The following is a 24,901-nucleotide window of genomic DNA, read 5'->3' on the forward strand; positions in this document are numbered from 1 at the left end:
GTGGCAAAGTTGCCTTAGTGACTGCTGCTAGTAAAGGTTTGGGTATTGAGCTTTGACAACTAATTAGACAATTCCAGAAATTAAATATGCGTTATCTAGAACCCTTGTAGAGACGTAGCAGTGCTACGTCTCTACATTCTTTTTTGGAGACGTCTATTCTATGATGAGGTTGGTATTAGCCTCAAGCGCATCTGTATATAATTGAGCAATCCATTATTTGATAGGGGCAATTAATCAATTACCCTTACTGAATAAAAGTAAGTAAATTTACAGATGACCAATAAACGAGAGCTTTCAGAACAGGATATTTGTACACAGTATATTTTACCTGCTTTGGTTAAATCAGGGTGGGATGTTAGCAAGCAAGTCCGAGAACAAGTCTATTTCACTGATGGTCGGATTTATGTCAAAGGCAATCAAACGCAACGCGGAAAGGGAAAAAAAGCCGATTATATTCTTTATTACCAGCCTAATATTCCGATTGCGGTGATTGAGGCTAAGAAAAATATTTATCCTGTTGGTCACGGGATGCAACAGGCTTTAAATTATGCAGATATTTTAGATTTACCTGTGGCTTTTAGTTCTAATGGTGATGGTTTTTTAGAACATGATAAATCTGGTTTTTCTAATTTAATTGAACGAGAATTAAGTCTTGATAATTTCCCGACTCCCGATCAACTTTGGCAGAAATATAAGAAGTTTAAGCAGATTGAAACCCCAGAAGCGGAAGAAATAGCAACTTTTGATTACTTTTTTGATCCTAAAGGTCGCCAACCGCGCTATTATCAGCAAATTGCGATTAATCGGACGGTGGAAGCGATTGCTAAAGGTCAAGATCGTTTACTATTGGTCATGGCAACGGGTTCGGGTAAGACTTACACCGCTTTTCAGATTATTTATCGGCTGTGGAAAAATGGCATCAAAAAACGAGTTTTATTTTTAGCCGATCGCCAAGCCTTAATTAGTCAAACCAAACGCGGTGATTTTAAGCATTTTAAAAGCAAAATGACGGTGATTAAAAAGAAAGTCATTGACACCGCTTTTGAAATATATTTAGTATTATACCAGGGTTTGGTTAATTATGATGAAAATGCTGATGCTTACCGAGAATTTAGTCCAGATTTTTTTGATTTAATTATAGTTGATGAATGTCATCGTGGTAGCGCGGCAGAGGATAGTAAATGGCGAGAAATTTTAGAATATTTTAGTTCAGCAAGCCAAATAGGGTTAACAGCAACACCAAAGGAAACAAAGGACGTTTCTAATATTGAATATTTTGGTGGTTCAATTTATACTTATTCTCTGAAGCAAGGGATTGATGACGGTTTTCTTGCTCCCTATAAAGTGATTCGAGTCGGTTTAAATGTTGACCTAGAAGGATATCAACCAGAAGCAGGTAAGCGAGATAAATCAGGGGATTTTATCGAAGATCGGGTTTATAATCGCAAAGATTTTGACCGGATTTTGGTAATTGATGAACGGACAAAAGCTATTGCAAAACGAGTGATAGAATTTTTGCGGGAAACTGATGTTTATGCAAAAACAATTATTTTTTGTGTGGATACAGAACACGCGGAACGGATGCGACAAGCTATTGCTAATGAAGCCGGAGATTTAGTTCGGGAAAATTATAAATATGTGATGCGAATTACAGGAGAAGATAAGGAAGGTAAACTAGAATTGGATAATTTTATTAATCCAGAAGAACGTTATCCGGTGATTGCGACGACTTCTAAGTTAATGACAACGGGGGTTGATGCTCAAACCTGTAAATTAATTGTCCTAGATTCTAATATTCGTTCGATGACAGAGTTTAAACAAATTATCGGCCGAGGAACAAGGATTAATGAAGAGTTTGGTAAGCAATTTTTCACAATTATGGATTTTCGGAATGTGACGGATCTATTTTTAGATCGCGCTTTTGATGGCGATCCGGTAATGATTAAGGAAGTACGGGAAAATGAGCCATTTACACCAGAAAATATTATCGGGGATATAACAGAAGAAATTATCGATCGCGAGACAGGAGAAAAAGTTGATTTTGAGCAAAATAACGAGATTTCAGAAAATATAAAACCGACAATTATTGATGGTGGCGAAATTACTACAGAAAAACAGGTTAAGGTTTATATTGCTGGCGTAAATATAGCAATTTTAAATGAGCGGATTCAATATCTCAATGATGATGGGGATTTGGTGACAACTAGTTTACGAGACTATACTAAACAAAATTTGCTGCGAGAATTTAGCAGTTTAGATGAGTTTTTGACACGCTGGAATCAGGCGGATAAAAAAAGTGCTTTGATTGCAGAACTTCGGGAACAGGATATTATTCTTGAGAATTTGCAGCAAGATGTTAAAAAAGATTTGGATTTATTTGATGTAATTTGTCATATTGCTTGGGATCGTCCTCCCTTAACTCGTAAAGAACGGGCAGAAAATGTCAGAAAACGAGATTATTTTACTAAGTATGGTTCACAAGTGCGGGCGGTTTTAGATGCTCTTTTAGAAAAATATGCTACCGATGGCATCGAGAATATCGAGGAACTTTCGGTGCTAAAATTAGAACCCTTGAAGCAACTTGGATCTCCAGGTGAAATTGTACAATTATTTGGCGGTAAATCTCAATATGTTTCAGCTTTGCAGGAATTAAAATCTGAATTGTATCAGGTAGTAGCGTAGGGGCAATTCATGAATTGCCCCTACGATGAATTACGCCCTAACTTTTCACGTTATGTGGAAAAGCCACGAAAAACCTAACCCCCTAACCCCCTTCCCTACGAGGGAAGGGGGAAAATTTAAAGTCTCTCTCCTAAAAGGAGAGAGATTTAGAGAGAGGTTTTTCAGATACCGTGAAAAGTCAGGAATTATCCAAACTACAAATTTTAGTCAACGCATAATTAAATTCGGTCAATGTCTCATGAAAAATCTGGGCGGTAATATTAAAAGTCTGCGTAATTTTATGCGGAAAGATCCGGGTGTGTCTGGTGATGGACAACGGATTGAACAGTTGGGCTGGTTACTGTTTCTGAAAATTTTGGATGCTAGCGATCGCGAGTTAGAATTACTCAAGGATGATTTTGTTTCGGTGATTCCAGAAAGGTTGCGTTGGTGCAATTGGGCAATTTCAGAGAAGGGAATGACTAATGGTGAAAAGTCATTAACGGGAGATGAATTACGGAATTTTATCGATCAAGAATTGTTCCCCACGCTGCGAAATTTAGACACCAGCACGGGTAATCAACGCGCAGTGATTGTGCGGGAGATTTTTGAGGGTACGAATAATTACATGAAGAATGGGACGATTATTCGCCAAGTTTTGGATAGTCTCAATGAAATTGATTTTGAAAGTTCCGAAGATCGTCATTTATTCGGGGATATTTACGAAACGATTTTGCGCGAACTCCAAACGGCGGGGGCTTATGGGGAGTTTTATACGCCCCGCGCTTTGACGGAGTTGATGACAGAAATGGTTAACCCGATGTTGGGGGAAACCGTACTCGATCCGGCTTGTGGAACCGATGGTTTTTTAACCTGCGCGATTAATCATCTGCGTCAGCAAGGGATTGATGAGGTGCGGGATCTGGAGACGTTGGAAAAGACGATTAAGGGGATGGAGTTTAAGCCGTTACCGTTTATGTTGGCGGTGACGAATTTATTTCTCCATGAGATCGAAGTTCCGAATATTGAATATATAGATAGTCTGAATCGAGAATATACTTCCATCGGTGCGGCGGATCGGGTAGATGTGATTTTGGCTAATCCACCTTTTGGGGCTTCGGTGACTGATGGAGTGCAAGATAATTTCCCGATGAGTTATCGCACTACCGAAAGTGCAGATTTGTTTCTGTTGTTGATGGTGCGATATCTGCAAGATGGGGGACGGGCAGCGATCGTTTTACCCGATGGCTCGTTAACGGGGGATGGGGTAAAGGCGCGGATTCGTCAGCATTTATTAGAGTCTTGTAATCTGCATACGATTGTGCGTTTACCTAATTCGGTGTTTCAACCTTATGCGTCTGTGGCGACTAATCTTTTGTTTTTTACGAAGGGTAAACCGACAACAGAAATCTGGTATTGGGAACATCAATTAATGGAAGGGATAAAGGCGTATTCTAAGACGAAACCGATTAATAAAAGTGAGTTTAAGTCTCTGAAGGCTTGGTGGCATCAGCGTGAGGAAAATGAGCAAGCATGGCGGGTGAGTTTTACGGATTTAGAGAAAAACGGATTTAATTTAGATGCGAAAAATCCTCATTTTTCGGAACAAGAAAGGGGTTATAGTTCCGTGGAGTTGTTGGGAATGTTACATGATTCTTTTCGTAAGAGTGATGAAACACTAGATAAGTTAAAGAATGTTTTGAAAAATGTATAAATCTGTCAAAGTTTCTGAATTTTTACATAGAGTTAAAGTTCCTGCTGAACTTCAACCTGAGCAGGAATATTCTCTTGTTACAATTAAAGTACATCACAAAGGAGTTGTTTTAAGAAATAAAACCAAAGGAAAATTAATTGGCTCTAAGATGTACAAAATCTCTAAAGGTCAATTTATTCTCTCTGGAATTGATGCAAGAAATGGTGCTTTTGGAATTGTACCAGATGAATTAGATGGTGCAATTGTTACTAATGATTTTTGGTATTTTGATATTGATGAAACAAAGGTTAAACGTGATTTTTTCTATTGGTTAACTAACACACCCTTGTTTTTAAATGCTTGTATTAAATCAAGTCAAGGTGTAACACAACGCATCAGACTACAAGCAAAACTATTTTTTGATTTTGAGTTCCGTTTTCCTCCACTGGAAGAACAAGAAAACTTTCTCAAAAGAATTCAACACGCCGATCAAGGTTTAATTTTACTTAGAGTTGAACTGCAAAAACAAGAAAGATATATTTCTCAACTGAAACAGGCAATTTTACAAGAAGCGATCGCAGGACAACTCACGGCAGAATGGCGCGATCGCCACCCAATGCAAAAAGGCAACCCAGATACTGACGCAGCCGCACTCCTAGCTAAAATCAAAGCCGAAAAACGACAATTAATTGCTGACGGAAAACTTAAACAAGAAAAACCCCTCCCCGAAATAATACCCGATAAAATCCCATTTTCTGTACCTGATAGTTGGGTTTGGTGTAGTTTGGGAAATGTAGGAATTTTTGAGCGTGGCAAATCTAAGCATAGACCTCGAAATGATGGAAATTTGTTCAAAGATGGCAATATTCCATTTATACAAACAGGGGATGTTTCCAGTGCAAAAAAAAGCAAGGGATATATTACAAGATGTAGTCAATTTTATAATGAAATTGGTTTAGCCCAAAGTAGGCTGTGGAGTAAAGATACTCTCTGTATTACTATTGCTGCCAATATTGCAGAAACTGGGTTTTTGGGAATAGATGCTTGCTTCCCGGATAGTATTGTTGGCTTCACATCTTTAACCAATATTTCAATGTCTTGGATGATTAAATACTATCTTTTTTGTGTTCAAGATGAAATTATAAAATTTGCTCCTGCGACAGCCCAAAAAAACATCAATCTTAATATAATCACATCTTTGCTTTTTCCCCTTCCTCCGCTTGCGGAACAAAAAGCGATCGTTGAAAAAGTCGATTATCTGATGAAAATAATTGACCAATTGCAAGAACAAATCAAACACCGAAAACAACTTGCAGAAGACCTCATGCAAACCGTCCTCCGCGAAGCCTTTGAATAACACTCAATGTACTTCTTTCCCGAAAGTTATGTTCCTTGGGTAAATACGGCGACACCGCAAGTATAAAATAAACCCAAAATATAGAAATAATAAAAAGCCGTCCTAGATGGTGACTGAACCTGTCGAAGTCAGAACGGGGCTTTAGACACAGTTTTTCGGTAAAGTCGTGAACCTGTTGTTCCAGGAATTGTGTAAAATATTCTCCTGACCAGATGTTAATATCCCTGATACAAATGAAGGGTTTTAGAATGCTCCGAAAACTTTCAGTTACCCTGAAGATAAAAGGGTTATATCTCTTGCCAAAGTACTAAGCATATCTGAGTATTGCTTTATTTTCTTCCGTTTCCCTGGTTTTGGGATCAAACGGAGGGTGAGGGCAATATGTATTAACGCGGCAAAAAAGTTAGAAAACTATGCACGGATTGCTAAGACGTGCCTGGACGCAGAGGGTTAAATGCGCCGTCGCACCCCTGTGAAGCGTCAAGAAATAGCTGATTAAATAGAATTTTAACCGATTTAATCATATATTTTGTAGCAGATACTTGTGGAAAAGCAAATGCTAGGTGTAAATGTTGTTATGAAAGTTGGCGATCGCGTCCGCGTTAAAGATTCGGTAGTAGTGTATCATCATCCTGAACACCGGAATCAGGCTTTTGACATCAAAGGCACAGAAGGTGATGTAGTAGGTATTGCCACCCAATGGCGAGACAGACCAGTAAGCGCTAATCTGCCGATTGTAGTCCAGTTTAGTAAAAAATTTAAAGCCCACTTACGTGAAAATGAGTTAGAAGTCATCTAAATCACTTATCGGCGGCGAAACCACTGAAAAATATTCAGTTCGCCGCGCATTCTTTTTAGCTCTTGGCGGTTCTGCTCTGCTGTTGTATAATACCACTCACAATAACGCTGAAACTCTGACCTTGAGCGAACTTCGTGGTAGAACTGGTGGGTTGTTTGGTGAGCAGCAAAAGCTTCCTCAACTTGGGGTTGAGGCGATGGCATAATATAGGGCAAGTTTTTAGACATAAAGTTATTGAAGGAGGCAGGAGGCAGAAGGCAGGAGTTAGAAGTTTAAAATTTAGTACATTTCATAATTAATAATTCATAGTTAATAACTCATAAATCATAATGGGAGCATCTGACTTTTGTAAAAACACACCTGCCCTGGCGAATAGAATTCACGGCTATACAGACAAAACCCACCTCCGTGGGTTTCAAATTCCTAGAGTCCGCGTAGGCGGACTTCGTTTGTGTAGCCGCGATTTCTAATCGCCTGGTATATTTGCTTTCGCACAGATGCTCATAATTCATAATTCCTAACTCATAACTTTATTAAAGCCAACCGCGTAAGCGATAGATAAAAGAACCAATGTATTCTTTTAAAGCGCTGGTAAATTGGTGCAAGTTGTCGGTATCAGGTAATAAATTTAGTATAGCGGCTTTGGGAGTGCCACCAAGTTCTTGCAGTTCACCTTGACTAACTAAAAAGTCAGTGGGTGCAGGAATGACATTAATTCCTTGACGCTTGAAAATGTTAAGCGATCGCGGTATATGCATTGCCGAAGTAACTAATAATACCTTATTAATTCCACGAGATTCTAAAATTTTTCGGACATTTACAGCATTTTCATAAGTATTGAGAGATTCAGGTTCCTGAACAATCGCGTCAGATGGAATACCAATAGATGTGAGTATTGTTGCCATATCTGCCGATTCTGGTGAACCGCCACCACGCCAATCAACGCGGCCGCCGCTAAGAATGATTATAGGGGCTTTTTTTTGGCGATATAGTTGGGCGGCATAAATCACGCGGTCGCCCGATTCACTCAAATCAACGGTAGGTCTTGGGAAAAAAGCTGATTTAGTTGCGCCACCCAAAACCACAATTGCATCTGCAACTGGTATTTGGGCGAGTGGGAGATTTTGCCATTCTAGCGATCGCACTAATGATTTAGCGATCCAGGCGTTACTACAAAATAGCAATAAAGTTAGGGCAAAAGCAATTGCGATCGCCGCAGTGTGCGGTCGTTTCCACAACGTGACTAATGCGACTACCAAACTTACACAGGCTAATCCTAGTGGATAAAAAAATAGTGGCAGTAATTTCGAGAGATATAAAAACATAGTGGGGAATGGGGAATGGGGGGGATGAGGGAGACAAGGGGGACAAGGGGGAATTATTAAAATTAAGTCTCCCCCTCTTCCTTGTCTTCCTTGTCTCCCTTGTCTCTTTTCCATGCCCAATGCCCAATGCCCAATGCCCAATTCCCAATTCCCCACTTACTATCTTTCCCAAAACCTGAAATTGATACTATTTCCAGGAGCGCGACGGTAACGGCGGGTGTTTCTTCTTGTTTGCCGTTTGTTCATCCTGTCGTTTGTTGGTTCAACTTCGCCCTCTTCTAATTCTTCAACTTGCAACTGAGTTCTAGTTTCTTCCTTACTTCCCCACCAAGCAGTAATCCAGCCTCCAGCTAAAGCGCCTAATCCACCTAGCAAGATACTCATGGGTGCTGGATACCCCAAATATACAAAGCCAAGCATGAAAAATAACCAATATTTTAATCCTGTATCAACACCATCAGAGGAGGCTACATTTGCTGCCTGGGGGCTATTATCGGTTACATTGGTGATCCAGCTGAGGATGAAACCGCCCATGATTCCTAAGAAGATGCTTAGGGCTGGTGCGGAGCCGGTCATTATTAATATAAATGTTAAAAATGCCCCAAATAACAACTGAGAAAAGAAGCTGGGAGAAATACTGAAAAAGTCGTTCTTTTTGTCTGCCATATAGTAAAAAAAGGCTATTAACTAGAACCAATTCATAGTTTGTAATTTTAGATTCAATTACGAATTACGAACTTGTACTGAGCGAAGTCGAAGTATTACGAATTACGAATTATTTTAATTGTGCCTCTTGTGATTGAGTTGTATCCAAAATCTTTACGTAGGCTTGTTCTTCTTCAGTGAAAGGTTCAGCTTGTTTGATTTGTGAGGCTAATAAATCGGCGGTGGCATCAGCAATATCACCAGTGCGGTTGTTCAGACGCTCTTTTAGAACTTCTAGCGGTGCTGTGCATTGGATAATTTGAAGGCGAATTTCGTGCTTTGTAGCTTGAGCGATCGCTTCTTGCCGCAAATGCTGTTGATCATACTTGGCATCCAAAATCACCGAAAACCCTTGTTTAGCCAGGATAATTCCCAATTCCAGCAGCCTTGTGTAGGTTTTTTCGGTCATCTCAGGTGTATACAAATCATCGCCACCTTTTTCCCACAGAGGAATTCCCCCTAAATGTTTCCGCACCGCATCAGAACGCAGGTGAATCGCTCCCTGTTGACGAGCTAAATGTCTGGCTGTGGTACTTTTACCAGAACCCGACAACCCTGACATCAAAATTAGCTCTCCAACCTTTGGTTTAGTGTACTCCCAAGCCTGTTTGTAATACTCACTGGCGGTTTTTGTCGCCTCTTCCTTTACCGCCGCAGGTACACTTGGATCGTCTAGCAAAAATGATGTCACCTTCGCCCGGACATAAGCCTGACGACTTAAATACAAGGGCAACACCTGTAAACCTTCCCAGTCTCCAGTTTGCTCTATGTAGGCATTCAAAAACGCATTCCCTAAGTCTTTGCGTTGCCGCGCTTCCAAATCCATCACTGTAAACGCCACATCGTACATCACATCGACAAAGCGAAACGGCTCGTTAAACTCAATACAATCGAACAGCAAGATTTTGTCGTGCCACAGGGCAATATTTCTCAGGTGTAAATCTCCGTGACATTCACGAATATAATCGTTGTGAATTCTGCTAGCAAATAATTCTGGACGTTCGGCAAAAAAGTTATCTGTATATTGCTTTGTTTCTGTAAATTGCGCCTGAGTCTGGGGGCCACCAATATACTTTTCAGTTTGCTGATAATTCTCATCAAAGGCAGCCCGGACATTTGGCACTTCACCAAAACTGCGAATGTAATCATTCGTCTGTGCTTCGGCATGGTATTGAGCAACCACCCGTCCCAACTCATCTAGGCGTGTCTCATTTAACTTACCCTGTTCAAAAAGCGTACTCAATAGCGACTCTTGAGGAAACTGGCGCATTTTCAGCACGTATTCTACAGCCTCAGCAGTTCCTCCTAACTGGTATTGCTCCCCTACAAGAGTTATAGGCAAAACCTCTAAATATAGTTCACCAGCACCCCTCTGATTTAACCGCAACTCTTCCTGAGAAAAATGTTGCCGCTTCTCTAAGGTGGAAAAGTCCAAAAAACCAAAATTCATCGGTTTTTTTAGTTTATAGGCGTAATCTCCAGTCAGCAGCACATAAGAAATGTGGGTTTGAATTAGTTGAATAGGTTCTGTTACTGCATGGGGATAAAATCCAGGTTGCAACATTTGCTGAATTAAGACTGGAAGAGTCGCTTCTGTCATCTCTGTCCTCTGCGCTCTCTGCGCCTCTGCGGTTCAAATACAAAAAAACCAGGAGTTTCCCCCCTGGTGTCATCAAAAATTATTACACAGTTTACCTAGCTTAAGAAACTGCCTCAGTTTCAGTTTCTGTCCCAGCATCTTCAGCGCTAATTTGTGGTGGCAAAACGCTCACAACAAGTCGCTCTGATTCAGCTAGAGGTGTAACACCTTCAGGAAAGGGTATATCACTAATACTCAAGCTGTCGCCAATTTGCAAGTTAGACACATCAATTTCGATCACATCTGGGATGTTTTCTGGCGCACAACTAACTTGTAATTCAGTGACTACGGTGTCTAACACGCCACCCTCTTGTTTAACACCAACAGCAGTTCCCACAAAACGCAACCGTACTTCTACAGTGGTGTCGCCGTGGCCAGCAACCGCGAAAAAGCTGAGGTGATAAGGTGTACCTTTGGCTGGATGGATCTGAAGTTCCCGCAGTAAGGTTTTACCGCGCCAAGGTGCATCAGCAATATTCAACTCAATCAAGGTGTTGTTGACTGAAACTCTTTTGAGCAAACGCTCAACAGTTTTGGCATCAATGGTCAAAGAAATGGACTCTGTACCCTTATGACCATACAAATTGGCAGGTACTAATCCAGAACGGCGCAAAGCTCTTGGCTTGCTGCCTTCTGGACGTTTTTGAGATTCGACTGTAATAGCCATAGAAGTTGTCCTTTGTCATTTGTCATTAGTCATTTGTCATTAGTCATTTGTCATTAGCAAAGGACTAATGACTAATTTACGCACTTAGCAAGGTAGCAGGTGTGCCGTCGGCCTGCAATAAAGCGCGTTTGGGCCCGTGGATGGGGTCTTCTACGATTATTGTTTGATCGCGGCTTGCTCCTAGTGAGACGATCGCGATCGGGACTTCCATTAATTCGGCGAGGAATTTTAGATAGTCCAGTGCTTGCTGTGGCAAGTCTTCCAGGGTGCGGCAGTGGGTTGTTGAAACTTGCCAGCCTGGTAAGGTTTTGTAGATGGGGCGACATCTAGCAAATTGACGAGAACTGGTGGGGAAGTGTTCGCTACGTTGACCATCTATGTTGTATGCGACACAAACTTTAATTTCCTCTAATTCATCGAGGACATCCAGTTTGGTCAGCGCCATACAATCCATGCCGTTAATCCGCACGGCATAGCGACCAATGACCGCATCGAACCAGCCACAGCGCCGTTTGCGTCCGGTGGTTGTGCCAAATTCGGCCCCGCGATCGCATAGCAATTCACCCAACTCTCCATCCAATTCGGTGGGAAATGGCCCCTCTCCCACCCGCGTTGTGTAGGCTTTCGACACGCCAATTACCCGGTCAATCATTGTCGGCCCTACCCCTGCACCAACACAAGCCCCCCCAGCAACAGGATTAGAGGAAGTGACATAAGGATAAGTTCCATGATCTAAGTCAAGGAGCGTACCTTGTGCGCCTTCAAACAAAATATTGCGCCGTCGCTGAATCGCATCGTATATTTTTAACGATGTATCAATAACGTAAGGGCGCAAGCGTTCTGCATACCCCAAATACTGTTCAATCACCTCTTGTGGATTGAGAGGCGGCAAGTTGTAAAGCTTTTCTAAAATGACGTTTTTATAATTAATCGTCCACTCCAACTGCTCACGGAGGCTATCGGGATTCATCAAGTCTAGAACTCGAATGCCTGTACGTTCAGATTTATCAGCATAAGTCGGCCCAATGCCCCGACCTGTTGTGCCGATCTTATGGCTTCCCCGTCGTTCTTCGGATGCCTGGTCAATCAACCGATGATAAGGCATCGTTACGTGGGCTGTCTCAGATATCAGCAGGTGGTCAGTGGAAATATTTAGTTCTTTTAGTTGGTCGAGTTCTGCGATCAAAATCTGTGGATCGATTACTGTTCCACAGCCGATAATGCAATCGGTATTTGGATACAAAATACCAGAGGGAATCAAGTGCAGCTTAAAGGTCTGACCTTTAACTACAATCGTGTGTCCAGCATTGACACCCCCTTGGTAACGCACCACAACATCTGCGGAACGACTGAGTAAGTCAGTTATTTTACCTTTTCCTTCATCGCCCCATTGGGCACCTATGACAATGACGTTAGCCAAGAGCTTATATTAAGAAGTAAAGTTTCCACAAACTATAATTATTAACATATTATGTGGATCATGTCAATAATCAAAATCTGCCAACTTATTGGGGTATTTAGGGGTGGGTTTTAGATTTTTGATTAAAAGACTCACCATTCTACTCTCGCAAAAAGGGCAACGACGGGAATTGCACCCGTATCTCCTGGTATACTCCAAGGAATTCTACTCTTTGAACTACGTTGCTGGGGCAGCGAACCGAATCGAACGGCTGTCTTTCGCGTTGAACGGCGGACGCTTTACCATTAAGCTACACTGCCATAAATTACCAGTCTATTTCTGTATAGTCTTTAAATAATCTAGCAAAAGGTGTTTTACCTTGGTTAATTCCTAGATAAATTGGGTCACAAATGCGTGCAGCAGCATCATTGACATCAAAGGGAGGATAAACGCCACGTTCTTGCATGGATTTTGCTTGATGATAGGGGTGTTGGAAGCTAATCCATCCAGGGTCTACTGCATTCATAAAAATACGATGTTTGGCGTATTCTTTGGCACAGGTACGGGTCATTTGATTGAGAGCAGCCTTTGCCATATTGGTGTGGGGATGTCGCCAAGGTTTATCAACATCGTTAAATCGCCCTTCCATTGAAGAAACATTAATGATGTATTTATTAGTTTCTTTGTAGTTGCTCATTAATCGCTTGAGTCTACTGTTAACGACAAATGGAGCGATCGCATTAATTATATGCACTTCCAATAATTCTAAAATACTGACTTCATCATCCTTCATCAGCCAGCTATTAAAGGGACGCAAGTCAAGTTGTTGCTCATCATCGGTATACCCTTCTAGAGGGAAAAAAGCCGAATTATCTCCGATGTCTTCGGGAATCAAAGGAATTTGGGACAGGAAAGCAGAATTTTTGGTAAATGTGGCTTGTTTTTCTTCTGTACTAGCTAATAGTGCAGAATTCTCAGTGTTCACCGCATGATTATGGCCTACTAACACCTGTATTTCTGGCGGTAGTTCCCCGAAAGACAGTGATTCAAACTCAATTAAATGACGATAAAACGCTGGCGGACGACGCACTGTTTGTGCCGCATTATTGATAATAATGTCGAGTCGCTGGTAAAACTTACAAATGTGTTGGGTAAATTGCTCAACACTGTGGAGATGGCGCAAATCGAGTCCGTAAATTTGCAACCGATGTTGCCATTCTAGAAAATCTGGCTCTACTGCGTACCTTTTTGCCGCGTCATGGGGAAAACGGCTGGTTACAATCACGGTCGCACCATCTCGCAACAGTCTCAACGCTACCCCATGACCAATCTTTACCCTGGCTCCTGTGACAACGGCAATCATACCCCGTAAATCAGCACTTTGCTGACGCTTGCTGAAGTTAAGATTTCCACATTCAACACAGAGTCCAGTGTAAAAGCTATGACCCTGTAAAAAAGTTGTCTTGCAGACAATGCAACGTGGTAGTTTGGTCATTAGCCATTTTTGGTATTATTGCCTACTCTCTGTTAATAGGAAACTTATCTGATTAAACTGCATTGCCCAAATTACTGTAAAAATGAATTTATATTAAAAACTAGCGGATTTATTTGTGAGTATTATGTATAAATCATCATCCCAAAAAATCCAGATATTTACAACTCTAACAGATTGTATTTTGTTACCAGTGTTCTCAAAATCCTTAAATTATTCTCAGTATTTGTTTTTAATCTTTAATATTAACTGATGGAGGTCATCTGCGGCAGAAAGGGCGAACGCATGGTCAAAAAATGGTATAGAGTTCAAAAGCTAAAAGCAATATTCGTCTTAGCATTGGCAGTTGTATTTACTAATGCTGTAGTCTCTTATAGCAACACTGTTAAGCTGATTCACAACCAGCAATGGATGACATCCTCTTATGAAGTTATTACCCAAGTTGAAAGTATCCAATCTCTACTCAAAGATACTGAAACTGCACAACGTAATTATCTAATTACAGCAGATGCAGACGATCTAAAAACTTATCTTGCAGCTTATCAACAAACTAATCGCAATATTCAGATTCTTAGTAAGTTAACTGCTGAAAACCATCAAAAGCAGCAGTGGATTTCTTGGTTGGAGCCGAAAATTAGCAGTAGGCTCAACATTCTGCAACAAGAGATTTACCTCAGACAAAGCCAGGGATTTGCAGCAGTTCGGCAGCGAATCTTATCTGAGAAAGATAACCAAAGTAGCAAACAAATTCAACAGCTTATTCACGACTCTTTAGAGGTAGAGCAAAATTTATTACAACAGGGAATGCAGCAAGCGCAAGCAAGTTCCCAAAAGGCGATAGTGACATTTTTTATCGCTGCTATTGTGGATTTGGTGCTGGTGGCGCTGCTGTATGATTTGTTGTGGCGTTATATCAGACAACTTCAGCAGACAGAACTAGCCTTACGCCAAAGTGAAAACCGTTTACGAGCCATGATAGATGCAGAACCAGAATGCATCAATTTAATTGCTAGGGATGGCACCCTTTTAGAAATTAATGCCGAAGGATTGGCAATGATGGAAGTAGAAAGTCCTGATGTATTGATTGGTAAACCAATTTATGCCGTAATTGTACCAGAGTATAGAGCCGCTTTTGCCGACTTGCATCAAAGTATCTGCCAAGGTAACAAGGGGACTTTGGAGTTTGAAATTGTCGGATTTAAAGGTACTCGTCGCTACATGGAAACTTATGCTGTGCCACTGCGTAACGAATCTGATGGTACATTCATTCATTTGGCACTGATGCGAGATATAACCCAGCAAAAACAGGCAGAACAGAAAATCCGTGAACAAGGATTGCTGCTGGATGTATCAACTGAGGGTATTTTGGTACGAAATATCCACAACCAAATATTGTTTTGGAATCAAGGTGCTGAACGTCTATATGGCTGGAAGGCTGAGGAAGTTGTGGGTAAGAATGTTTTGCAAATTTTGTATAAAGATATTTCACCACAGCTAGAAGATGCTTATTTGAAGGTGATGAATACAGGTGAGTGGCGGGGTGAGTTGCATCAACTGACAAAGGAAGGTAGAGTAATTATCGTTGAAAGTCGGTGGATGCTAATCCGAGATGATAATGGACAAACTAAGTCTATTTTGAGTGTGAACACCGAGATTAAGCAGCAGAAACAACTGGAAGCTCAACTTCTGCGATCGCAACGTTTGGAGAGTATAGGTACTTTAGCTGGTGGTATTGTCCATGATCTCAACAATATACTATCCCCAATTTTAATGTCAGTTCAACTTTTGCAGAAGAAATTGCCCGATTCGCAGAGTCAGCAAATACTGCAAACTTTAGAAAATAATGTGAAGCGCGGCGCTAATTTGCTCAAGCAAGTGTTGTCTTTTGCCCGGGGTGTTGAAGGCAAACGGACAATTGTACAAATTCAGCCTTTGATGGCAGAAATTGAGCAAATTATCACTCAAACATTCCCCAAATCTATTATCTGTCAGGCAGATATCCCTAAAAATCTGTGGTATGTCCGTGGAGACATAACTCAAATACATCAGGTGCTGATAAATTTAGTAGTTAATGCCCGCGATGCCATGCCCAATGGCGGTATATTGAGGATTGCGGCAGAGAATCTGGTGATTGGTGAACATTCTGCTCAGATCAATATTGATGCTAAAGTGGGTTCTTATGTTGCGATCGTGGTAACTGATACTGGTATGGGGATGTCGTCGAAAGTCCAGCAACGGATTTTTGAACCATTTTTTACCACCAAAGATGTAGGCAAAGGTACTGGTTTAGGACTTTCCACGGCGTTGGGTATCATTAAGAATCACGGTGGTTTTGTCAATGTTTACAGTCAGGTAGGCAGAGGGACTCAATTTACAGTTTACTTACCTGCCTCAACATTTAGAGATACACATTCGCTGTCTCCAGAATTGGAATCAGTTATGGGAGATGGCTAATAGATTTGGGTGGTGAAAGTATTACAGACAAAAAAATTTTATCAACCAAAACTTTCTGCCCACGTTATAAATTGGTTAATAGAAATAAAAAGATATCAGTTAATATGATACGCCGTTATCACTATTCTCTTATCTGGGCTATATACGGATTCGACTCTTGGGTATTCGTTATGAATCCACCATACTTTTATTCTATTAGACTGTGCAGGTGCGCCACCTGAGATTGAATACCCTGCTTGAGTCATTAAGGTTTCAAAAGTATTTGAGGCGTAGGTTGGGTTGAGGAACGAAACCCAACACCAACAATCTCTGATTTTGTTGGGTTTCACTTCGTTCAACCCAACCTACGAATATTTTATTTTTTCGGAGTAATAAAAGAGCGATAGAAATAAAAAGATATCAGTTAATATGATACGCCGTTATCACTATTCTCTTATCTGGGCTACATACGGATTCGACTCTTGGGTATTCATTATGAATCCACCATACTTTTATTCTATTAGACTGTGCAGGTGCGCTACCTGAGATTGAATACCCTGCTTGAGTCATTAAGGTTTCAAAAGTATTTGAGTCGAGAACCGTACAATTAAAAGCCGTTAGCCCCTGTATTTGATGTCTGTTTAGGGTCATAGCTACCCTGATAAGTCGTAAAAATTCTATATCCTGGTAATACTAAAGCAATTCCAGCGTTGCTATGAATTTTACCAGGATATCTATAGGGAATATCATCTGGTACGTTCCCACCAATGCGAAAACTAAAACCAAGTAGCCATATATACAAACCAGGTAGTAGTAAATCCATGCTATATGCAATAGCTCTCATTGCCTCATTTTCTTTGAAAGAAGCACAATTTCTGGTTATAGCGAATTTTTTGGAGATATTTTTCAGGTTTATGGTTTCTAACATGGTCTTAATTTCAATCCCCAATAGGGATTTTATAGCGGTTCCCAGTTGAGTGAGGTACAAAAACCCCACCCCCAACCCCCTCTCTGCTCTTCGATAGGGGGCTGTAATGTACCTCATTTGATTAGGAAAAGCTATAGTAAGTTTCAACCGTTTCAATCTCTATGAGAGATAAGGTGTTTTGCAACATTTTAGCACGTGTACATGGTATAATGCCATCTCGCCAGTTTGGGCGTGTTGTCGACAGTTCCAAAATTCAATCAAGTTTTGCGGTACAATGTGCAACTGTTCGCCGCGATCGCGTAACGTCCTGATAGCATTAACGGCATCCGGGTTCATTGGATGGCTAGGGTCTACACTCCTTAACAGGACATTAGTATCTACGAGGTAAGGCACTTAACCTCGTTCTCCATAAATACTTGAGCGGCTAATGGCTTCATCAGAAAGCGACGGGAGATTAAGCTCTCGGTGGCTCTCCACCCACTCAGTAAATGCTGCCACCCACTCTTGGGGGGTTGCAGTTTCATAGAAAGGGCGTTCCCTTGATGGTTGCACCAGTTGCTCAAGCATGGTGTTCAAGTGAGGTTTAATTTCCAATGGAGTACGGTTGGAAATCTTGGCTAACAAACGGGTAATTGTTTCAATATCCTGACTATGGGCTTGTTCTAAATCACTCACAACGGATTTTGGTTGACTGTTCATGGTTGAAACATTATCTAATTAAAGTTAATCGCTTATTTTTCAGCTTAAAGTATTTCAACTAAATTAACTTTGTTTGAGCTAACTACAAGTGAGTTTAAAAGTGAGGAAAATTAAAGTACTGGCTTTGATATTAATTAGTTTGGCAATGGTGTTGTGGTTTAATTTGCGTTATTCAACACCATCAATATCAACTGTTGCATCTTCACCACCAAAAACTATCCGCTACTTCGAGCGCACTTTGCCCCAAAGCATCGCTCACATTCTGTTGATTCCAGCTAATAGCAAATTTTTGGTAACTCCTGCATTATCACAAAAGGTAGCCACTGTAGAGGAATTTGCCCAGAAGCATCGAGCCGTAGCTATCTTGAACGCTGGCTTTTTTGACCCAGTTAACCAAAAATCTACATCTTATGTAATCTTACAAGGGAAGTTGGTAGCTGACCCCAAAAAAAACGATCGCCTGGTGAACAATCCCAACTTAAAATCTTACCTGAGTCAAATTTTCAATCGCACAGAATTTCGCCGCTACTCATGTGGGCAGAATATTCGCTATGATATTGCCCTGCACAGTGCGTCACAGCCAGCCGGTTGTCAGTTAGTCGATGCCATAGGCGCAGGGCCAAGCCTATTACCAGAACTTACTTTAGAAAAAGAAGGTTTTGTAGATAATGCTAATAAACGAGATGCACTTGGTAGCAACCAACCTAATGCCAGAACTGCCGTAGGTATCACCCGTGATGGTAGCGTTGTTTTAGTTATGGTGGCTCAAAAAGCTTCTGCTGCCGCTAGTGGGGTGTCGTTGCCAGCACTAGCTAATTTTATGAAAACTCTTGGTGCTGATAAAGCGATGAATCTGGATGGAGGGAGTTCGTCTTCGCTTTATTACAATGGCAAAACCTTTTACGGGAAGGTTGATTTGGAGGGAAATCCTATCAAGCGTCCTGTGAAGTCAGTTTTGCTGGTTCAGGAAAATTAGTGGTCTGTCCCATTAATTCTGAAGGGTTATAAAAGTTTGTAGTCAGCACTTCAGTGCTTAAAATTGAGCGATAAATCGCTCACTACAAACCTTGCAAAATTAATGCGATAGACCACTAGTGGTTCATATCATTAATTTTGACGAGTAGATAAATTCTTCAATTTATCTTCTTTCCTTCTTCCTTCTCGTAGAGAAGGCTTTACGCGGTTCGTTCTCTCATCCCTCAAATTTAATGGGACAGACCACTAGTTCCAAAAATAAAGCTAATGGATATTTATAAATTTGCAATTAGTCCGCTTTTGTTCAATGTGGTAAAAACAGACCCAGAGTGGTTACACCAGCAGACGATTCGCAGTTTTAGCTGGCTATCACAAACCCCTGCTAGTTGGGCAAACCAACGCTTACAAAAATCTTTATGTCTGTACGATTCACGCCTAGAACAAAATTTGTTTGGGCTAAACTTTCCAAATCCCGTAGGATTAGCAGCTGGATTTGACAAAGATGGAGTCGCTGCTGGTATTTGGTCTAATCTGGGTTTTGGTTTTGCCGAACTAGGAACTGTAACTTTTCACGCACAACCAGGAAATCCGCGTCCGCGTTTGTTTCGCTTGCCCTTGGATAAAGCTGCTCTCAATCGGATGGGTTTTAATAATCTCGGTGCAGCAGCAATGGCAACCCGTTTGAAATATGAAAAACAGGAGTTAACCCACTTAATACCCATAGGGATAAATTTGGGTAAATCTAAGGTAACTCCCCTAGAAGAAGCCGCACAAGATTATCTCGATAGTTTTCGCCTACTCAAGGATTTGGGAGATTATTTTGTTGTTAATGTCTCTTCCCCTAATACGCCGGGGTTGCGATCGCTCCAAGATGCTTCTATGCTCAGTGCCATCTTGAATTTATTACAACAAGAAAATATAGCACATAAACCCATTTTTGTCAAGATAGCGCCAGATTTAGAATGCGTTGCGATCGCTGACATTATCTCTTTGGCTAAAACCTACCAATTGGCGGGAATTATTGCCACCAATACCACCATCCGCCGTGATGGACTGAAAACCCAGGTGATTAACCAAACTGGCAAATCACCTCAAGAAGAAGCTGGCGGAATTAGCGGTGAACCATTGCGCGATCGCTCCACTGAGGTAATTCGTTTTATTTGGCAGCAAACCCAAGGACAAATCCCAATTATTGGCGTTGGTGGCATTTTTTCCCCAGAGGATGCTTGGGAAAAAATTACTGCTGGTGCTAGCTTGATCCAGGTTTATACAGGCTGGATTTATGAAGGCCCACTGATGGTACGCCGGATTCTAGCAGGTTTACTTTCCAAACTAGAACAAAACGGATTAAATTCCATCAACGAAGCTGTGGGCTTAGAAGTAAAAAATAAAAAGTAAACCTTTAAAGTTCTTACTTTTGCCTTCTTATTCCTCCTCGACTGGGAAAAACTCTTTAGTTTTTTCCGAGTATGACCAGGCAATACCATCAGGGTCTTTACTGCGACTCCATTCAGGAAACTCTGGATCGTTTCGTCGTTTATAAACCGTGCTGGAATAGACATTTAGGCGTTTGGCAAGTTCAGATTGGATCAGAGAGCCAAAAATTAACTGTTTTTCCAGCGATCGTTTAGCTTCTTCATGGGTTTGAGTTAGCTGTGGTATTGATTCGGTTTCTGGTTCCTCCTCAAGTGTTGGTGGTGGTGCTAAGAGCGATCGCGCAGTTTTAGTAACTGGTTGAGCAGGAAGTTCTTTGACAGGCTCACTACTGTCAAGAATATTGCCGAGAATACTGGCAGTTATAAAGTAATAAGACTGCCCCGCTTCTTCGGAATTGACTATACTGGCACCAAATTCTGAGGCTTTACCATCCAAGTAGCGTTTTGCCGTTGTTCCGGGAAAATTGCCCTTGATTGCCAAGTCCATTGGCGTGAGTCTGCCCTGATTTTCTCGAACCAACTGATGAAAAATTGGATTAACTCGTATAGTCCACTGTTGCCATTGATATTCCTGCCAAATCTTGAAGCCAATTACCAACACAATTAGCGCTAGTAAAATTCTCCAGGTAGCAACCAGGAAAATAATCAAAAACGAGATGGGCAAAAGTAGAACGAGAAAAGCCTTGCTGTTGTCTTCTATGGGTTTTTCACTCATGCCGATTTTTGCCAAGTGAATTTTGTGGAAATAATATTATATATATTGGCAAAAATTGTGACACTTTTTTGTATCTTTTGGCAAAGTTGCGGCAAATTTGCCGGCAAAACCTTTACTTCGTAGGTGTTATAGCCTATTGAAACTGGAATGGTCTGCGATGCCTACGGCGGTAAACTACGCACAAAAGTTTTACCAGCGAAAATAAGAGGGTTTTAACTCAACCAACAACTCCATAAATTGAGTCGTCAGCCTCTTGACAACAAATAATACATATACTACATTAATAATACAAGTCAACTTTCATCAGAGAGTTAACTTGCACCAGTAGCGGATAGCTCAAATGACAGAGCGCCTACCTTGCCCGGAAGGGCCGACGTATCAAGGGTTATCGTATATAACTTAAACACCCTCGATCAAACTTCTGGAGGTGTAGGTAAAAATCCTATTCCGCTACACCAAATTCAGTGCTGAGTCACGAATTTTAAATGTTTAACTAAACCTCATCTATGTTAGAATCTAGAGTTTTTTAAAAGATATATTTATGTAGGTTGGGTGGAGTGAAACGCAACCCAACATTATCACCAAATTTTATGTTGGGTTACGCTATCGCTGCACCCAACCTACAAAACTACGGTTCTCAAGGTAGACGAGGTTTAATAACTTTATATGTGGTGGGTAGCTCAGTGGATAGAGCGCCTAAATATCCTTATTCACCCCTTGCCTGAAAAGGCCGACGAATCGAGGGTTATTGCCTGCCAAGCGGGAGGTCGCGGGTTCAATTCCCGCTCCACTACACCAAATTAATTTTAGATTTTAGATTTTGGACTGAATTTAAAATCTAAAATCCAAAATCCAAAATTGCCATGTGGCGAGTAGCTCAGAGGTAGAGCGCTAAACATCCTTTTTCACCTCTTGTCTGAAAAGGCCGACGAATTAGGGTTATCGAATAGGGTTCGAGAGGTCGCGGGTTCGATTCCCGCTTCGCCACCTTTCATTTTTGCCCGCAAGGGCCGGGAGATGAAGCGATGAATTACAATTTTTTCACTAAAAATAAGACTACAACCCCCCAAAATCAGCCGATCCCCGGACGAGAAGCAGAAATGGTTCAGGGACGTTCCGGCGGCTTTATGTTTGATGCTGGCATTTGGAAAATGCTGCGTCGCTGTCTTTTGGTTGGCACAGCAAAAAGCACTTACTACGCTGGAAAACAGGAATTAACTGAGGATTTTGTAACAGTTGTCAGACAAGCTGTTGCCAAAAATCCCAGCCGTGTAGCGGAAGAAATTTTGTATGCTAGCGATGGACGCGCCATCAATAACAGTGCGCCTATATTAGCTTTGGTACTGCTCTCTATGGGTGAAGCACCACAGGCAAAACAGGCTTTTGGTGAAATCTTCCCGCAAATTGTTCGCACTGGTAGCCACTTCTACGAATGGCTGAACTACACAAAATCTCTGCGGGGATTTGGCAAAGTCGTGCGGGAAGCTGGTAAAACTTGGCTCTCAAGGGAAGATGTTAAGGGTTTAGCTTATCAACTGTTGAAATATCAACAGCGTCAAGGCTTTTCCCACCGGGATGCGTTGCGGTTGTTTCATGTCAAACCGCCTACAGAAAATCACCGTCAACTATTTGAATGGGTAGTTAGAGGCTGGGAAGAATTGCCAACAGACATTCCCTCAGAAGCGTTAGCGCAGATTTGGTGGTACGAGTGGCTGAAGCGGAATCCCACCGAAACCCATGAAGCTATTTCTCAAGGACGCTTAACCCACGAAATGGCAGCACCTGTGGGCAAAATGGATCAGCAAGCTTGGCAGTTGCTATTTCAGGAAATGCCAATAAGTGCAATGTTACGTAACTTGGGTTCCTTAACTGAACTAGGTGTGTTGCGAGCCGATGAAAGCGCCAATTTGCTGCGAGTGGAAGCAGTTCTTAATCGCAGAGAACATCTGCGTAAAGGTCGCATCCATCCGATTGATGTTTTGAAAGCACTCAAGACTTATAAATCTGGTGGAACATTAGGACGCAGTAAAAAGACTTGGAATCCAGTTCCTCGGATTGTGGACATTTTAGAAAAGGCGGTTGAACTGTCTTTTGATGTTGTGCAACCCACAGGTAAAGTCTTTATGCACGCTGTGGACATTTCTAGCTCTATGGGTAGCTTGGTTGCAGATATGGGACTGAGTTGTTGTGAAATTGCCACCACAATGGCACTGGTGACAGCAAAGGCAGAGAAAAACTATATGATTCGCGGCTTTTCTACAGAATTCCGGGAATTAGGTATCAGTGCCAAAGATAGTTTTAGTTCTGCGGTTCGCAAAGCTAGCAACCAAAACTTTGGTGGCACGGATGCGTCTGTGGCTTACGACTGGATGATTAAGAATAAGTTCAAAGCTGATGTAGTCTGCTTCTGGACTGACTCTGAAAGCTGGGCCGGATATAAACATCCAAGTCAAGCGCTGAAGGAGTACCGCAAAAAGGTAAATCCCAACGTCAAGGCGGTGTATGTCACCTTGACACCTTACCAAATTACTTTGGTAGATCCTGAAGATTCGCTGTCTTGGGATTTGGCAGGGTTCGATCCAGGTACGCCTCGGATCATCCAGATGCTAGCTACGGGTGAGTTGTAAATATTACTGAAGGGTAAAGGATGAAACACTTTATCCTTCATACTTCATGGCGGGTTATCCTTGTTCGCAACTTGCCTTTCGAGGACGAAGAATTAAGGTTATCGGTTATGTCTCCACCATTGTGGGGATTAGCGGGTTCAAACCCCGCACCCGCCTTTGTTTGATTCAGGATTTACGCAAAGACGTAAATAGGCGATTTAATTTTTGAATGGTCGTTTTTCTATTTCAGCGATGGGTAAGAGTAGAGTCAATACGGTTCGGTTAAGGCAAGAGACGCGATAAATCGCCGTCTTTACAATAATCAGTCCTTTGTCTTGACGGCGATTTATCGCGTCTTTGTGATCTAGGGCGTGTCATCAAAAAACCTTATCCGAACCGTATTGAGAGTAGAGTGTCTTCGATGTGCGATGTTAGACATCGTTCATCATTTATTCAACTACCGAATGGTTAATTAAACAATGTCCCCAAGAAATTGATAATTGGTTTCCAAAAGATACCAGTCAACACATAGGGAGCGTATTGTAAAAGCGGTAAGCTTGACTGCTTCGACGACTTTAGCGGTAAACACTCCAAGAGAAAAGGCACTATACAGGTAAGCCCATAGGCAGTTGCTAAGGCTGTATTCCATTTAGGTTCATCTCCTGGTATGGGGCTATAATAAATACCCAGCATAATGAAAGAGATCATTAAAAACTGCTCCCATAAAAACCAGGATTGGGGTGGTAGAAAATAAACTAACCGGAGAAAGCTGTTGTTGTCTATTTTTTGTCGCATCCCCAAAAGTACAGCCCAAGTTGCAGCCCCAACCATACCATCATCTTTCAGTCCATAAGTTCTTTGAAAGCGTTTAACGCCTCTTTCAGTTTCACGACTAAAATACCCATCAGGTTCTTTTTTGAAAAACCCTTCTTCATTGAGAATTATTTGCAGTTCTTTAACTGCGTCCTGTAACTTTGGAGACATACTTTTTTGATTGCGATAAAGCTTTGGGTAGAAAAGACAAGACCAACTCAGTGGCCCAACTATTCCATCTACCTGAAGATTATTGGCTTTCTGAAATTTGATTACAGCTTCTTCTGTTTCTAAGTCAAATTTACCACTAATAGTTGAGAGAAAACCCTGAGCTTGTAGTCGCTCTTGGAGTTCATTGATTGATTCTTGTGCAGAGTTTGGCGAAAAGCCTCGGTATAATATAGGACGTTTATTGAATACACAGACTTGTTTTTCTTCTGGAAAATAACGCCGGGATTGTTTTAGTCCAAACAAGAGGTTTAGAAAGTTAAGTGTTTTATTTGTCATAGTTTTATTGGAGATTTCCAAGAAAGAAATTATCTAAATAAACGAACCGTCG

The 24,901-nt window shown here is 41.4% G+C and carries 20 protein-coding genes and 3 tRNA genes; 10 read left to right on the plus strand and 13 right to left on the minus strand.

The features are described 5' to 3' along the window. The first annotated feature begins 273 nt into the window (after window positions 1-273). From hsdR to HWQ36_RS24060, 4 genes are all read left to right on the plus strand, one after another. Entirely contained in the window at window positions 274-2,682 is a 2,409-nt protein-coding gene (hsdR, locus tag HWQ36_RS24045; RefSeq protein ID WP_292707248.1) for an EcoAI/FtnUII family type I restriction enzme subunit R, read from the plus strand. A 238-nt stretch (window positions 2,683-2,920) separates the two neighbouring features. Beyond that, on the plus strand, window positions 2,921-4,375 hold the full coding sequence (locus HWQ36_RS24050) for a class I SAM-dependent DNA methyltransferase (RefSeq protein WP_292707250.1): 1,455 nt from the start codon (window positions 2,921-2,923) through the stop codon (window positions 4,373-4,375). After that, window positions 4,368-5,711: a restriction endonuclease subunit S gene (locus tag HWQ36_RS24055; protein WP_292707253.1), complete on the plus strand. Its 1,344-nt coding sequence runs from the start codon at window positions 4,368-4,370 to the stop codon at window positions 5,709-5,711. Before HWQ36_RS24050 ends, HWQ36_RS24055 begins: the two co-directional genes overlap by 8 nt. A 577-nt stretch (window positions 5,712-6,288) precedes the next feature. Next, entirely contained in the window at window positions 6,289-6,510 is a 222-nt protein-coding gene (locus HWQ36_RS24060; RefSeq protein ID WP_193946031.1) for a ferredoxin-thioredoxin reductase variable chain, read from the plus strand. Window positions 6,511-6,515: 5 nt separating this feature from the next. Here HWQ36_RS24060 and HWQ36_RS24065 read toward each other — a convergent pair whose 3' ends face one another. The 8 genes from HWQ36_RS24065 to HWQ36_RS24100 all read right to left on the minus strand — a co-directional run bounded on the left by HWQ36_RS24065 (window position 6,516) and on the right by HWQ36_RS24100 (window position 13,740). Further along, window positions 6,516-6,737, minus strand: coding sequence for a hypothetical protein (locus HWQ36_RS24065; RefSeq protein ID WP_292707256.1), 222 nt, complete (start codon window positions 6,735-6,737; stop codon window positions 6,516-6,518). Between the two features lie 306 nt (window positions 6,738-7,043). Then, window positions 7,044-7,835, minus strand: coding sequence for a YdcF family protein (locus tag HWQ36_RS24070; protein ID WP_292707259.1), 792 nt, complete (start codon window positions 7,833-7,835; stop codon window positions 7,044-7,046). A gap of 159 nt (window positions 7,836-7,994) precedes the next feature. After that, complete coding sequence (locus HWQ36_RS24075) at window positions 7,995-8,501, minus strand: hypothetical protein (RefSeq protein ID WP_292707262.1); 507 nt, start codon at window positions 8,499-8,501, stop codon at window positions 7,995-7,997. A 109-nt stretch (window positions 8,502-8,610) separates the two neighbouring features. Then, window positions 8,611-10,140, minus strand: a complete 1,530-nt coding sequence (locus HWQ36_RS24080; RefSeq protein ID WP_292707265.1) for an AAA family ATPase — start codon at window positions 10,138-10,140, stop codon at window positions 8,611-8,613. Between the two features lie 100 nt (window positions 10,141-10,240). Next, complete coding sequence (locus HWQ36_RS24085) at window positions 10,241-10,846, minus strand: 50S ribosomal protein L25/general stress protein Ctc (RefSeq protein WP_292707267.1); 606 nt, start codon at window positions 10,844-10,846, stop codon at window positions 10,241-10,243. A 76-nt stretch (window positions 10,847-10,922) separates the two neighbouring features. Beyond that, complete coding sequence (locus HWQ36_RS24090) at window positions 10,923-12,266, minus strand: adenylosuccinate synthase (protein WP_292707269.1); 1,344 nt, start codon at window positions 12,264-12,266, stop codon at window positions 10,923-10,925. Window positions 12,267-12,493: 227 nt separating this feature from the next. Further along, window positions 12,494-12,565, minus strand: a tRNA-OTHER gene (locus HWQ36_RS24095). Between the two features lie 5 nt (window positions 12,566-12,570). After that, window positions 12,571-13,740, minus strand: coding sequence for an SDR family NAD(P)-dependent oxidoreductase (locus HWQ36_RS24100; protein ID WP_292707272.1), 1,170 nt, complete (start codon window positions 13,738-13,740; stop codon window positions 12,571-12,573). Between the two features lie 282 nt (window positions 13,741-14,022). Here HWQ36_RS24100 and HWQ36_RS24105 point away from each other — a divergent pair, with 282 nt between their 5' ends. Beyond that, window positions 14,023-16,191: a PAS domain S-box protein gene (locus HWQ36_RS24105; protein ID WP_292707275.1), complete on the plus strand. Its 2,169-nt coding sequence runs from the start codon at window positions 14,023-14,025 to the stop codon at window positions 16,189-16,191. Between the two features lie 586 nt (window positions 16,192-16,777). Here HWQ36_RS24105 and HWQ36_RS24110 read toward each other — a convergent pair. From HWQ36_RS24110 to HWQ36_RS24120, 3 genes are all read right to left on the minus strand, one after another. Then, window positions 16,778-17,014, minus strand: a complete 237-nt coding sequence (locus HWQ36_RS24110; RefSeq protein ID WP_292707277.1) for a hypothetical protein — start codon at window positions 17,012-17,014, stop codon at window positions 16,778-16,780. A 243-nt stretch (window positions 17,015-17,257) separates the two neighbouring features. Then, window positions 17,258-17,491: a hypothetical protein gene (locus tag HWQ36_RS24115; RefSeq protein WP_292707280.1), complete on the minus strand. Its 234-nt coding sequence runs from the start codon at window positions 17,489-17,491 to the stop codon at window positions 17,258-17,260. Next, on the minus strand, window positions 17,492-17,797 hold the full coding sequence (locus HWQ36_RS24120) for a hypothetical protein (protein ID WP_292707282.1): 306 nt from the start codon (window positions 17,795-17,797) through the stop codon (window positions 17,492-17,494). A 100-nt stretch (window positions 17,798-17,897) separates the two neighbouring features. On the opposite strand from HWQ36_RS24120, the gene HWQ36_RS24125 reads away from it, so the two are divergent. After that, window positions 17,898-18,773: a phosphodiester glycosidase family protein gene (locus HWQ36_RS24125; RefSeq protein WP_292707285.1), complete on the plus strand. Its 876-nt coding sequence runs from the start codon at window positions 17,898-17,900 to the stop codon at window positions 18,771-18,773. A 266-nt stretch (window positions 18,774-19,039) separates the two neighbouring features. Further along, window positions 19,040-20,170 (plus strand): quinone-dependent dihydroorotate dehydrogenase, encoded by a 1,131-nt coding sequence (locus HWQ36_RS24130; RefSeq protein ID WP_292707287.1) that lies wholly within the window; start codon window positions 19,040-19,042, stop codon window positions 20,168-20,170. Window positions 20,171-20,197: 27 nt separating this feature from the next. Here HWQ36_RS24130 and HWQ36_RS24135 read toward each other — a convergent pair whose 3' ends face one another. After that, entirely contained in the window at window positions 20,198-20,923 is a 726-nt protein-coding gene (locus tag HWQ36_RS24135; protein ID WP_292707290.1) for a hypothetical protein, read from the minus strand. Window positions 20,924-21,591: 668 nt separating this feature from the next. Here HWQ36_RS24135 and HWQ36_RS24140 point away from each other — a divergent pair. From HWQ36_RS24140 to HWQ36_RS24150, 3 genes are all read left to right on the plus strand, one after another. Next, window positions 21,592-21,721 (plus strand) — tRNA-OTHER (locus HWQ36_RS24140). A gap of 68 nt (window positions 21,722-21,789) precedes the next feature. Beyond that, window positions 21,790-21,911, plus strand: a tRNA-OTHER gene (locus HWQ36_RS24145). Between the two features lie 37 nt (window positions 21,912-21,948). Further along, complete coding sequence (locus HWQ36_RS24150; protein WP_292707292.1) at window positions 21,949-23,550, plus strand: TROVE domain-containing protein; 1,602 nt, start codon at window positions 21,949-21,951, stop codon at window positions 23,548-23,550. Window positions 23,551-23,997: 447 nt separating this feature from the next. Here the strand turns inward: HWQ36_RS24150 and HWQ36_RS24155 are convergent, their stop codons facing one another. After that, entirely contained in the window at window positions 23,998-24,849 is an 852-nt protein-coding gene (locus tag HWQ36_RS24155) for a peptidoglycan-binding protein (RefSeq protein WP_292707294.1), read from the minus strand. Window positions 24,850-24,901: the final 52 nt, after the last annotated feature.

It is taken from the genome of Nostoc sp. NMS2 (genome assembly GCF_017115105.1).
Classification (GTDB): domain Bacteria; phylum Cyanobacteriota; class Cyanobacteriia; order Cyanobacteriales; family Nostocaceae; genus Nostoc.

Bases quoted from the DNA above. Each gene is read 5' to 3' on its own strand.
- HWQ36_RS24100 (WP_292707272.1), bottom strand. From the start codon at position 13,740: ATGACCAAACTACCACGTTGCATTGTCTGCAAGACAACTTTTTTACAG.
- HWQ36_RS24050 (WP_292707250.1), top strand. From the start codon at position 2,921: ATGAAAAATCTGGGCGGTAATATTAAAAGTCTGCGTAATTTTATGCGG.
- HWQ36_RS24060 (WP_193946031.1), top strand. From the start codon at position 6,289: ATGAAAGTTGGCGATCGCGTCCGCGTTAAAGATTCGGTAGTAGTGTAT.
- HWQ36_RS24085 (WP_292707267.1), bottom strand. From the start codon at position 10,846: ATGGCTATTACAGTCGAATCTCAAAAACGTCCAGAAGGCAGCAAGCCA.
- HWQ36_RS24055 (WP_292707253.1), top strand. From the start codon at position 4,368: ATGTATAAATCTGTCAAAGTTTCTGAATTTTTACATAGAGTTAAAGTT.
- hsdR (WP_292707248.1), top strand. From the start codon at position 274: ATGACCAATAAACGAGAGCTTTCAGAACAGGATATTTGTACACAGTAT.
- HWQ36_RS24075 (WP_292707262.1), bottom strand. From the start codon at position 8,501: ATGGCAGACAAAAAGAACGACTTTTTCAGTATTTCTCCCAGCTTCTTT.
- HWQ36_RS24155 (WP_292707294.1), bottom strand. From the start codon at position 24,849: ATGACAAATAAAACACTTAACTTTCTAAACCTCTTGTTTGGACTAAAA.
- HWQ36_RS24110 (WP_292707277.1), bottom strand. From the start codon at position 17,014: ATGAGAGCTATTGCATATAGCATGGATTTACTACTACCTGGTTTGTAT.
- HWQ36_RS24080 (WP_292707265.1), bottom strand. From the start codon at position 10,140: ATGACAGAAGCGACTCTTCCAGTCTTAATTCAGCAAATGTTGCAACCT.
- HWQ36_RS24065 (WP_292707256.1), bottom strand. From the start codon at position 6,737: ATGTCTAAAAACTTGCCCTATATTATGCCATCGCCTCAACCCCAAGTT.
- HWQ36_RS24120 (WP_292707282.1), bottom strand. From the start codon at position 17,797: ATGAACAGTCAACCAAAATCCGTTGTGAGTGATTTAGAACAAGCCCAT.
- HWQ36_RS24070 (WP_292707259.1), bottom strand. From the start codon at position 7,835: ATGTTTTTATATCTCTCGAAATTACTGCCACTATTTTTTTATCCACTA.
- HWQ36_RS24105 (WP_292707275.1), top strand. From the start codon at position 14,023: ATGGTCAAAAAATGGTATAGAGTTCAAAAGCTAAAAGCAATATTCGTC.
- HWQ36_RS24130 (WP_292707287.1), top strand. From the start codon at position 19,040: ATGGATATTTATAAATTTGCAATTAGTCCGCTTTTGTTCAATGTGGTA.
- HWQ36_RS24150 (WP_292707292.1), top strand. From the start codon at position 21,949: ATGAATTACAATTTTTTCACTAAAAATAAGACTACAACCCCCCAAAAT.
- HWQ36_RS24135 (WP_292707290.1), bottom strand. From the start codon at position 20,923: ATGAGTGAAAAACCCATAGAAGACAACAGCAAGGCTTTTCTCGTTCTA.